This window comes from Chroococcidiopsis sp. [FACHB-1243], from assembly GCF_014696895.1.
Taxonomy (GTDB): domain Bacteria; phylum Cyanobacteriota; class Cyanobacteriia; order Cyanobacteriales; family Chroococcidiopsidaceae; genus Chroococcidiopsis.
Genome location: NZ_JACJQX010000087.1, coordinates 1 through 10,437 on the forward strand (window position 1 = coordinate 1; position 10,437 = coordinate 10,437).

A 10,437-nucleotide genomic window follows, 5' to 3' on the forward strand; every position below is an offset into this window, starting at 1 on the left:
ATTTTTGGAATGATTGAAGCAAGTCAAATAGATGAAACTTAGATGTATCAAGAGTTTCCAGACCATATTGCCGATTTTTACACGGATCTCGGCTCAATGCCAATAGCGCGTGGAAATTTACGCAGCCGTAAAAAATAGGAGGATAACCCGTCTACACCGGACGGGTCAAAACTTATGGGCTATGTCTATCTCATCTGTTTTGGTCAACCCATAGGCAACCCAAACTCTCGACGAGGACAGGCTTGCCACTACTTAGGTTTTACATCTAGCAGTTTGAAGAAACGACTAGAACAGCACAAAAATGGACAAGGAGCCAAAATTTGTCGCGCTGCTGTCTTTCAGTATGACAGGGAACTAAAACTAGTTCGACACTGGCGTAATGGTACTAGAACTTTGGAACGCGAACTCAAACGCAGACATAATCCAAAATACTACTGTCCCTACTGCAAAAAAAACTAACTTCTCCCAAAAGTTTTGTACTGTTCTATGCTTCCAGCTTGCTAAGTTTTTGAAGAATACACCGAGCGGTCAAATAATTTTCAGACAACGAAACAGCTGGCGCTGAAATTATCAAAATTAGAATTTTTAGACATTATGCCAGTCTATATCTATTGGGGAGAAGATGATTTTCTGCTATCCAAAGCAGTTGAGGCTTTACGCGCGCAACACTTAGATCGAGAGTGGGGATTGCTGAACTACATTCAAATAGCACCAGCAGATAAAGACAACATTGTTAACGCTCTGATGGAGGTTGCAACAGCACCCTTGGGAGAAGGTGGAAAAATCGTACACCTACCTCAAAGTAGTTTGTTGGGAGCATGTCCGCCAGAAGTCATTGCAGAATTAGAAAAGACACTACAAAATATTCTAGAAAATAACATTCTCTTGATGACATCAAATAAAAAACCAGATGAAAGAAACAAATCTGTCAAATTAATCCTGCAATACGCCCAGCTCAGAACATTTCCAATCATTCCGCAGTGGGAATCTACAAAAATCGTGTCACAAGTTAAATCGTTTGCGTCATCCCTGGGTGTCAAACTTACTAATGATGCTGTAGCTGCTTTAGTAGAAGCTGTAGGCAACAACTCTCGCCAAGCATGGAACGAACTAGAAAAGCTCAAGCTTTATGCAGTCGATGCACCACTCGATGTGGAAATAGTCAAACAATTGGTAGTCAACACTTCTAGTAGTAGTTTGGAGCTGGCTGCTGCCTGTCGAACGGGCGATCCAACATTGGCGCTGAAACAACTCGATCGCCTCTTAGCTTTAAACGAACCTCCCCTGCGGATTGTCGCTACGCTGGCTACCTGCTTTCGTACCTGGCTGTCGGCTAAAGCTTGCATTGAGGCAGGATGGAAAGACGATGCTGTAATTGCTAGATTTGTCGAACTCAAAAACCCTAAAAGACTGTTCTTTATCAAGCAAGAGATTAGAGCCGTATCCCTGACAAAGCTCAGAAAGGCAATGGCTATCCTGCTGGAGTTGGAAGTTTTGCTCAAATCGGGAGGCAATGCTGACATTTTGGCAACATATGTTATCAATCTCTGCACTGTCTGAGACAAAATCTTCACGGCTATCGATCGACAAAACCGCTATTAGCTTGCTGCCACTGTTACTGACGATCGCAATGTTGCTTCTTCCACTAGCAGTTCTTGACGGTCAAATCAGAAAGAATTTCCCGATTCGATTGAGATTGCTTAGTCGATCGCCACAGCGCACACCTTAACGCACCCTGGCAGCGTCCAATGCGAAGGGCATATCAAAGATCCACAAAACTCACAAATAGACATGGACGTTCAACTAGAATTATTACAACTAGAGCAAACCACTACAACCCAAGGCAAGGTGGAACAATGTACAGACAATGCTAGCCACCAAGCGCCACAAAACAGACTATCACAACAGACTCAGCAATTCACCTTCGATCGAATTGTCGGTCAACCAATTGCTCTTTCTAGCTTGCAAAATGCGATCGACTCTAACCGCATTGCCCCAGCATACCTATTTGCTGGACCAGATGGCGTTGGCAAAACTCTGGCGGCGATCGCTTTTATCAACCAATGGCTGGGGATCGCTAACTCACAAAATCATCCAGATCTTCTCTGGATAGAACCAACATACGTGCATCAAGGAGAACTAATCGCCGCAACACGAATAGAAGGCGAACTACTCTGCAAATCTCCTCCGGCTATCAGGATCGACCAAATCAGAAAAGTTTCTGAATTTTTGTCTACTTCGGCTCTCGATGCCTCATTCAAAGTTGTAATTATCCAACATGCTGATGCTATCTACCCTGCTGCTGCCAACGCTTTGCTCAAAACTTTGGAACAACCAATTACAGGTATTCTCATCCTCATCAGCAGCAATCCGGCTCAACTACTACCTACAGTGACCAGTAGATGCCAGAAAATTCCGTTCTTCCCCCTATTAAACACTGAAATCCTTCAAGTTCTCTCCCAGATTGGATATACAGAAATTATCGCTCGTCCTGAAATAATTGCTCTTGCCAATGGCAGCCCAGGTCGTGCTATCTATCATTACCAAAAACTGCGATCGCTTCCCCCCGAACTTCTTTCTCACCTCCAATTACCTCCAAAAGATCTCGTGACAGCTTTATCGCTCGGCAAAGAAGCAGAATTGCTCGACTTCCAACAACAACTTTGGTTGCTGGAATACTTAGAATATTGTTGGTGGCATCAGCTCAAAGACCCTACATGGCTTGCCAAACTAGACAATGCCAAAAACCAACTCAAACAACTAGCACAACCTCGGCTAGTATGGGATGTTCTACTCATGCCATAGACTTTTTCTAGATTTTCAGTTGATTCTCTGAAAATCTAGAGTGACTCGATATAGTTTATTGTGTCGTTAATTAGATCGAGATTGCTATAGGTTTTGGATATTCTTAGCGAGCGAATTTAGTACAAAAATGTGCGGAACTTCAACAACTAACTAAGCACCATTACAAATACTCCAATAACTAGCATAACTAGTCTGAAAACCGGAGAAGATTTTAGAGGTGGAAAAAGCCCAATTGCTGGCACGAGTGACAGTAGAGCTAATAATTGCCGAGCGAACAAAAAATTTGCCCCTGCTAGCAAAACAAAAAAAATGCTGAGCATCCAATTAACTACAATCTCTAGTTGTTTGAAACGATTCATTTTTTCAATCATAATTTATATCAATGGAAACTAATATGAACGATCGTTATATTACAATAACTGACTAGCTTTTCTACTCAAAACTTAGAACAACATAGACAACAAAATCAAACCCAAGTTTTTTCAGTACAAACTGAACTAATTGTATAAAATTTAGTTTTAGTATCGCAATGATTTAGTTTACATCATGTTGTTAGCCAATATTTAGTTTTGAACGAAATCAAACCATATCTTTATAATTAAAGTTGAATTATAAAGATATATTTTATTTAGGTATGTTTGAGCGCAAGTATCACCGCAGAATCTTGACCGTTCTTCACCCCAATGCCGAGTTTCTAGCCAAATGTCGGGCTTACTTGGACGTTGTGCTGGTTTGCCTTCTGCTGTCTCGATGACAGTGAGGAGCGTCAATCAACTCAAGAAATTAACAGGTGACATGAGTTACAATAAGTCTGAAATAGTAGTATTTTGCATCTTTCTAATACATTTAACTATTTCACAAATAATGTTATGAAGTAAACAGCAATGAAACGAGGAGAAATTATAGCTATTTTTTTTCACTTCACGAGTTAGAGCGTGAAGAGAAGGCTATTTCCATTAGTCTTCTGAGTTAGCAACTAACTGCATTGGTTCTGTAACTATGATATCTGACAGCAAAAATTACCAGCAGCGCCAGTTTATTGAAAAGCTTATAGTTTCCGACTCAAATTTCTTGGGTGGCAAGCCTTTTATCTCTGGCACTCATTTTAGCGTCGAGTGGGTAGTGACAAAACTCCTCGAAGGTTATACCAAACAAGATCTACTTACCAATTTTTCGCTTCTGTATGCCGAAGGTATCGATGCAGCCATTGCTTTTGTAGATACATTACCGCCAGAGCATCCTTTGGCTAAACTCATAAAGCAATACCGTCTCCAACAAGCAGGCAATTCTACCCAAGCAACAGGTTTGACAACTTTGTACGAAGATAGAGAGATGGCGCAACTAGTTCGAGAAAAGATAGAGGCGAGAATGCAGTTGCTCGACATGCCACCAGAAGAAGCACAAAAGTTAGCGGATATGACCCTATACCCCCAGTATTGGAGTCTGCGAGCCGAAAACATCAAATGGGAAGAATCCATCCCTTCTCGCTATGGTGAAGAAACTAACTCCTGAAGATTTGTACGATATCTTTGTCAAACTACAAGCAGCAGAATTAGATGCTGTTGTCGTAGGAGGACAAGCAATTAATTTGTGGGCATCCAAGTATCGCGATCGCTCTCCACAATTGCAACAGATGCTTCCCTTTGCCAGTGAAGACTTAGATTTTTATGGTGGTAAGATCGAAGTCCTTACCTGTAAAGAAGCTTTACAGGGTGAAGCCAAACTGAACCGAGATTTCGACCCCAGCCCCAATTCTGGGATAGTTACAGTCAAGCGCCAAGACGCTAACCTCAGAATTGATTTTCTCGCGTCAGTATACGGTTTAAATGATTCTGAAATCACGGGTACAGCCATTCCATTTCCTGGGGAGTCTAAATTATCTGGGGTCAACATCAGAGTGCTTCATCCCGTTCTTTGTTTGGAAGGAAAATTAAAATCTTTACGTGGCTTACCGCAGCAGAGAAGGCAAGACAAAAAACACGTAGAAATGGCAATTCTATGTGTGAAAGAATTTGTGAAAGACTTATGCTACCGTTTCACGAAAATCCAGCTACAAAAAGAGCATCTAAAATGTAATCCCAACCCGTTAAGGCTCTCACCATCTCCTGAGTCAAGTCGGTTAAGCGTTGCCGCAGCGTGGTTCTTAACGCTTCCACATCAGCAAACAACTGCCATGTAATAGAATTCTTCAGGTGTTGCCACAAGCGTTCAATCGGATTGAGTTCTGGACAATGACTGGGTTGAAACAACAATAAGACATTAGCAGGCGGTTGAATGCGTTTGGCTGTATGTGCAGATGCTCGGTCTAGATGCCAAATATGAAACTCATCCGGATATCTTTGGGCGAATAGATGGAGAAACTGTTGAAAACACATGCTGTCTAGATGAGAAAACTCATAGAAAAACTGTTCGCCCATCAGTGGTTCAACTACCCCATACAGCCAAAACCCCTCACACATCCACTGGGTTTTACCGATAGGTTTGACTCCAACTGCACTAAGCAATCGGCGACAGACTGTAGTCAGACTGCAACGGGTTTCATCCTGACACCAGTAGCGAATCCGATGCGGCTTTTGGCTGTGTGGTAAGGCAACCACCTGTTTCAACAAATTCAAGTTATCTGCTAACACCGTTTTGAATTGTTGCAGTTGTTCGGGGTCTTGTTCAGTACTTTGACGTTTGGCAATTTTCAGCTTGGCTCTCAACTTGCCACGTACTAATCGATAGACTGCCATGTATGAAGCATCCACACCTAGTGTCTCAGACAACCATTGCTGCACTGCCCCATAACTCGGAAATCCTTGCGGCTGGGCTAAGCGTTTTTGCAGTGCTGCCACTGCCCATTTGGGAATCGTGCCTTGTCTTCCTGGTTGCCGTTTGAGAGTGAGCAAGCCCGTCAGCCCTCCCTGACGATAAGTAGCCAACCACTCTTGCACGGTCACTCGATGTCTACCTAACATTTGAGCCAATTCGCCGATAGTCTTCACCCGCTCTAATTTGAGTAGGTACATCGCTTGCACACGTTCTTTGCCTTGCGCCGTTTTTTGTCTTCCCAGTAAGGCTTTGAGTTCTTCTGCACTCTCACTAATTTCTATCTTTAGAGGGCGTGCCATGACTGTCCGCTACTTTTACAACGCTCTTGCTTCTATTTGTAGCTTAATTAGCGAAAAATGGTAGCAACCAGTCACAACCGCGAGCCGGACTCAAACTCGTCGAACGGATGTTGGATAGTGCTCTCAAAGAAGATGGATTGAACGCTTGGTATCGTCATGGCATTCAAGTGGAGTCTGCTATTCCTACTGAAGAGTTGATACAGCTAACTGATGACAAGTGGCAAAAGTTTTGCAATATCAGATTACCAAAAGTATTAGAGCAAATTCGTGTGAAAAGAAGTCGTTATTTAGAAGCGATGGAGCAGAGTGCCACTCGTTCCAGAAACTTAGAACAAAAGCGTCAAATTAGTACGAGCCAATCGACTGATACAGAGTTAGAGCAGCCTCAAACGCTACCCCCTAATGCACTCACCGCCAGTCCCACCGATCCAATCCAACTGACTCTGGCGGCTGCAACTGCTCCAACTCTGATCCAGTGTTTTCTATCATTGAAAAATAACCAACAGACCCAAGAGGTTGACACTCAGACTGAGATGGCAGAAGGAGAAAATTATCAACTGCTGCTCAACCGTCGAGCCAATATCTTTTCTGTTGTTGCTAAGGACGGACGGGGCGAACTGATGCGAGTAAATGTAACTACAGGCAAAATCCTCCATGCTACTGGCATCACTGCCAGCGATCTCGAACGCTGGCAGGCGATCGGCAGTGCTATCGTCGGGCAGCAACCACCGCCACCGCAATTAGATTAGATCGGGATAAAGAAGTGGCAGCGCAGCAACGGCATGAGGAAGCGTGCGATGCAGGTTCCTAAAAGTTAAGGAGATGGCACCAGGCTTACCTGGGCAGTGGGCAGCGATCGCGTGAAGGATGGTTCATCGTGACTACGTTACCTGAGTGAGATATGCAGCCCTCGGTAACAGCCTTGAACCCTGCGTTGCGATTGCTCAAGAGCGAGTTATGTATTTGTTATGGATGCCAGGGTGATGAGCTTAGGGTTTGTGGTTGTTTACTAGGGGATATAGATGAAAGCCCTAGTAAAGAGCCAATGCAATCCGACTTATCCCCTAGTAATGAAAGCCCCAGTAAAAGCCGCCGTCGTAAGGGTGATGGTAGCGGATCTATTTATTGGCGCACCATTACCAGGAATGGTAAGGATTACCCCCAGGCTTACTATCACTGGAAAGAAGATGGGAGGAAACGGAGTAAGTACATTCCAAAACTGTTACTAGGGGATATACAAAAAGCAGAAGCAGCAAAGCGCCCAGTTGTAGAGATCCTGAGATTATTGGGAGTCACGCAAAGCTCTAGTAAAAAAGTATTACTAGGGGATAAAGAGATAAGCCCCAGTAAAGATGGAGAACAGTTAGAAATATCCCCTAGTAACAAAAGTCCTAGTAAAACGAGACGAGCTAAGGGTGATGGTAGTGGCTCGATTCACTGGAAGACCATATCTCGGAATGGTAAGGACTATCCTCAGCCTTGGTATCACTACGAGTTTTGGAGTAAGGGCGATCGCCTGATTAAATCCACCAAATACATTCCCAAAAATCTATTACCAGAAGTACAGCGGCTTAACCATGAGAAAGCACGAGTCAGAGAAATTTTGAGGCTACTAGGGGTAACAGGGATTGAATAGGAATTTGGAGCCTAGCAGCAGTTGGGAATGCTGTCTTGTATCGGTTGTCTGCGATCGGTCGAATATACTAACTATATGTCCCTATATTTAATTGGTAATAATGGGCGTTGGCGAAGATTTCAAAACTTTTTGCGATTGTTTAACAATCGGTAATAGTGATGATGTTGAAATTAGATGTAAGGCTATAACTAAACGTCTTAATATAGATTTTTGGGACTCATATTCTGACACAAATCACAGAATTTACGTTGGTTCTTACGGTAGAGATACAGCCATTGGTGTCAGCGATTTAGATGTAATATTTATTTTGCCATATCTAGTCTATGTTAGATATAGCAATTACCAATATAATGGACAATCTGCTCTTCTACAAAGTGTAAATATATTTGAATATGCTCGATCGACTCAAAAGCTCATATCTGGTGCGATTTACAATAAGTTCGGGGCTGACGAGAACACTTATAAAGCAGTGACTTATGACTGACAAATTATTAAAGAAGCTGTTTTAAAACGACCAGTAAGATAGTATAATTTAGAGGTTTAGTAGAACGTTTAAGTATGGCGATTTCTCTGACGATTTTGCTCTAACTAATCAATATCTTCGTCGATATTTATTAACAAATATCTGTAGAGATTTATAACTAAATTTAGCTCTAATTTATCAATTTATTAACACAACAACGCAGCCCAGATGAATACCAGATCGCTCCTCTGCACGAATGGCTATTGCTCATAAGTTCGTTTGCAGATTGCCATCGATTGAAAATGCTGCGCATCGACATGGAGAATATTGATGGAGCGCGACAATGGACAAGACTTACAAAATTGCTGCCAACGGTGGCATCTACTGGCAGGGGAAATACGGCATATTGTTTCTCGACCGTGCAGAAAATAAAGTGACTTTGCGGTTGCGCCAAAAAGTTAAAGGCGAGTTCAGAACTACCAAATGGCTCTGTTTTTCCCTGAGAACGGGCAAGTTGCGCGTCTACATCTGGAGCAAGCGGTATGGAGTGCGCGATGCCACCTACAGCGACACCGAATGCCTCATTTACAAACTGGCGAAAGCGGCGCGGGTGGCTGGTTCTGACTCTCGGAATTTATCGATAGCATTGGCGAAGCAAGCCGTAGCCGAACTGTTGCAAATAGAGAAATGCCCCAACCTCTACGAAACAACTATTGCTAAGGTATTACCATTTCTCCAACAGTATGATTCCATTCCTCCGATTCCCGCCATACTGCGGCTGGGATTGAAACGAGAAAATCTTAAGGATGCTGTCAAAATTTGGTTTGGTAGGGATAGCAAGCAATTGCTCAAACTCGCGGCGCGACTGCTGGAGGCGCAAGTAGAATATGGTAGGAAATGTCTGTGGGCAGTTCATACCAACTGGTTGGCGCTAGCAGTAGCCTTCGCCCAGCAGTGGCAGCTCGACTACATCCATACCCTGTTAGAACTGAAGCCAGTCGAAATCGATCCCAAACAGGTGCATCACCTATTGCAACAGTATTCGCCCCAACGGGTGCTGAAGTTGCTGGAGTCGGTAGCAGAAGAGTACAATGCCAGCTACCTACTAGATGCAGCTAACATGTACTGGCAGATGTCAAAGGAGCTGCCCCACTACAAACTGCCCTCGCGTCCGCGATCGCTCTGCCAGTTGCACGACTGGATACAACGCGATTACAATCGCTTTCGTAGCGAACGAGAAGAAAAACGCCGCCTGCCCATTAAAATGCTGGGAAAATTAGACGGCATGGCAGTCAACGGTCTTGTCTTTGTCGTCCCCAGAACTGCTCGTATGCTAATAGAGTGGGGGAACGCTCTCAATATTTGTATTGGTAGCTACGCTGACAAAGCCATCAAACGGCACTGTTATTTGCTCGGCGTTATGGCGGAAGCAGAGCTGAAATATGCCATCGAGATCGACCGTCAAGGTCGAATTGTGCAATTTAGCGGTCGCAGAAACAGCCCTCCGGCTGCCCAAGACCGCGCGGCAGTCGAAGCATTTCTGCGACCGAGGCTGGAAGAACTATTTCCCAGCAAGTCACGGGCGATTGCAAGTTAAACCCGCTCGTCTAAAGAGCGCACCTGGAGCCTCTTGCCTTCATTAGTAAGGCAGAGGTTCATTTTTTTCCAACAACGAAAGTGCCTGCACTCTCTCCACGCAAGAGTGCAGGTTATATTTATATGAAACCAGGTTTCTATGCTGTTGTTGGCAACAGCGACTATATACGATTAAACGAAAGCAGAATACCCATTTGGGAACTGCTTGACGAGCAACCCACGGGTTGGCTGCGATCGCTTGCCAGCCGACCTACAATGATGCCCGCTCGCCAGCCGATGATTTGGGATTGCGGCGCGTTTGGCTACCGAAATCTCGACATTCCTCAAATTCGTGGTAAGTTCGTCACCGCACATTTTTGTATCTACCATTACGCACGTTTGAGCAAACCTGGAGATGCGATCGTCGCACCAGATCACCTACTTGTGGGCAATCGCATTGATGAGCGCAGAAAGTTTAACTGGCAACAGGCAATTGAGTTTATTAAACTAACTGCATTGAAGTTGCCCGAGCGGATGCCGATGGCTGTGGTTCACGGACTCACTCTAGCCGAACGCATCCAACGAGCGATCGAACTATACGAGATAGGATATCGCACCATTGGGATTGGAGGACTCGTAGCAGGAGCGAGAAATTTTAACAGCAGCCTAATGGGACTTTGTAGAAAAGTAAGAAAAAATAGAGATACAATACAGTCACCGAGGTAGTTTTACGTCAGTCTCAACAGGAGCAGCGTAAATGAAAGATCAAGTAAGTGCAGCGATGCCAGCATGTTTTGATAACTGGTGTCGTCGGTTCGACGATATATTTTCTCGCCAAAAGCAGA

10 protein-coding genes are annotated in these 10,437 nt (G+C 44.0%); 9 read left to right on the forward strand and 1 reads right to left on the reverse strand.

The features are described 5' to 3' along the window. Positions 1-174: 174 nt before the first annotated feature. From H6G17_RS30920 to H6G17_RS30935, 4 genes are all read left to right on the forward strand, one after another. Positions 175-459: a GIY-YIG nuclease family protein gene (locus H6G17_RS30920; RefSeq protein WP_192162348.1), complete on the forward strand. Its 285-nt coding sequence runs from the start codon at positions 175-177 to the stop codon at positions 457-459. Positions 460-594: 135 nt separating this feature from the next. Beyond that, the gene (gene holA / locus H6G17_RS30925) at positions 595-1,560 is read left to right on the forward strand and encodes a DNA polymerase III subunit delta (protein WP_192162350.1); all 966 of its coding nucleotides are present in this window, start codon (positions 595-597) and stop codon (positions 1,558-1,560) included. A 231-nt stretch (positions 1,561-1,791) separates the two neighbouring features. After that, the gene (locus H6G17_RS30930; protein WP_192162352.1) at positions 1,792-2,805 is read left to right on the forward strand and encodes an AAA family ATPase; all 1,014 of its coding nucleotides are present in this window, start codon (positions 1,792-1,794) and stop codon (positions 2,803-2,805) included. A gap of 999 nt (positions 2,806-3,804) precedes the next feature. After that, positions 3,805-4,317, forward strand: coding sequence for a DUF433 domain-containing protein (locus tag H6G17_RS30935; RefSeq protein ID WP_192162354.1), 513 nt, complete (start codon positions 3,805-3,807; stop codon positions 4,315-4,317). 524 nt (positions 4,318-4,841) lie between these two features. On the opposite strand, the gene H6G17_RS30940 is transcribed toward H6G17_RS30935, so the two are convergent. Next, the gene (locus H6G17_RS30940) at positions 4,842-5,918 is read right to left on the reverse strand and encodes an IS630 family transposase (protein ID WP_192162356.1); all 1,077 of its coding nucleotides are present in this window, start codon (positions 5,916-5,918) and stop codon (positions 4,842-4,844) included. Positions 5,919-6,025: 107 nt separating this feature from the next. Here H6G17_RS30940 and H6G17_RS30945 point away from each other — a divergent pair, with 107 nt between their 5' ends. From H6G17_RS30945 to H6G17_RS30965, 5 genes are all read left to right on the forward strand, one after another. Then, the gene (locus H6G17_RS30945) at positions 6,026-6,667 is read left to right on the forward strand and encodes a hypothetical protein (protein WP_192162358.1); all 642 of its coding nucleotides are present in this window, start codon (positions 6,026-6,028) and stop codon (positions 6,665-6,667) included. A gap of 296 nt (positions 6,668-6,963) precedes the next feature. Next, positions 6,964-7,554 (forward strand): hypothetical protein, encoded by a 591-nt coding sequence (locus H6G17_RS30950; protein ID WP_192162360.1) that lies wholly within the window; start codon positions 6,964-6,966, stop codon positions 7,552-7,554. A gap of 100 nt (positions 7,555-7,654) precedes the next feature. Next, positions 7,655-8,038, forward strand: coding sequence for a hypothetical protein (locus H6G17_RS35030; RefSeq protein ID WP_192162362.1), 384 nt, complete (start codon positions 7,655-7,657; stop codon positions 8,036-8,038). Positions 8,039-8,360: 322 nt separating this feature from the next. Continuing rightward, positions 8,361-9,614 (forward strand): PcfJ domain-containing protein, encoded by a 1,254-nt coding sequence (locus H6G17_RS30960; protein ID WP_192162364.1) that lies wholly within the window; start codon positions 8,361-8,363, stop codon positions 9,612-9,614. A gap of 122 nt (positions 9,615-9,736) precedes the next feature. Next, positions 9,737-10,318, forward strand: a complete 582-nt coding sequence (locus H6G17_RS30965) for a hypothetical protein (RefSeq protein ID WP_192162366.1) — start codon at positions 9,737-9,739, stop codon at positions 10,316-10,318. Positions 10,319-10,437: the final 119 nt, after the last annotated feature.

What these genes read in the sequence shown, in the direction of transcription:
- H6G17_RS35030 (WP_192162362.1), top strand. Translation starts at nt 7,655, where the DNA reads ATGGGCGTTGGCGAAGATTTCAAAACTTTTTGCGATTGTTTAACAATC.
- H6G17_RS30930 (WP_192162352.1), top strand. Translation starts at nt 1,792, where the DNA reads ATGGACGTTCAACTAGAATTATTACAACTAGAGCAAACCACTACAACC.
- H6G17_RS30950 (WP_192162360.1), top strand. Translation starts at nt 6,964, where the DNA reads ATGCAATCCGACTTATCCCCTAGTAATGAAAGCCCCAGTAAAAGCCGC.
- H6G17_RS30960 (WP_192162364.1), top strand. Translation starts at nt 8,361, where the DNA reads ATGGACAAGACTTACAAAATTGCTGCCAACGGTGGCATCTACTGGCAG.
- holA (WP_192162350.1), top strand. Translation starts at nt 595, where the DNA reads ATGCCAGTCTATATCTATTGGGGAGAAGATGATTTTCTGCTATCCAAA.
- H6G17_RS30940 (WP_192162356.1), bottom strand. Translation starts at nt 5,918, where the DNA reads ATGGCACGCCCTCTAAAGATAGAAATTAGTGAGAGTGCAGAAGAACTC.
- H6G17_RS30945 (WP_192162358.1), top strand. Translation starts at nt 6,026, where the DNA reads ATGTTGGATAGTGCTCTCAAAGAAGATGGATTGAACGCTTGGTATCGT.
- H6G17_RS30965 (WP_192162366.1), top strand. Translation starts at nt 9,737, where the DNA reads ATGAAACCAGGTTTCTATGCTGTTGTTGGCAACAGCGACTATATACGA.
- H6G17_RS30920 (WP_192162348.1), top strand. Translation starts at nt 175, where the DNA reads ATGGGCTATGTCTATCTCATCTGTTTTGGTCAACCCATAGGCAACCCA.
- H6G17_RS30935 (WP_192162354.1), top strand. Translation starts at nt 3,805, where the DNA reads ATGATATCTGACAGCAAAAATTACCAGCAGCGCCAGTTTATTGAAAAG.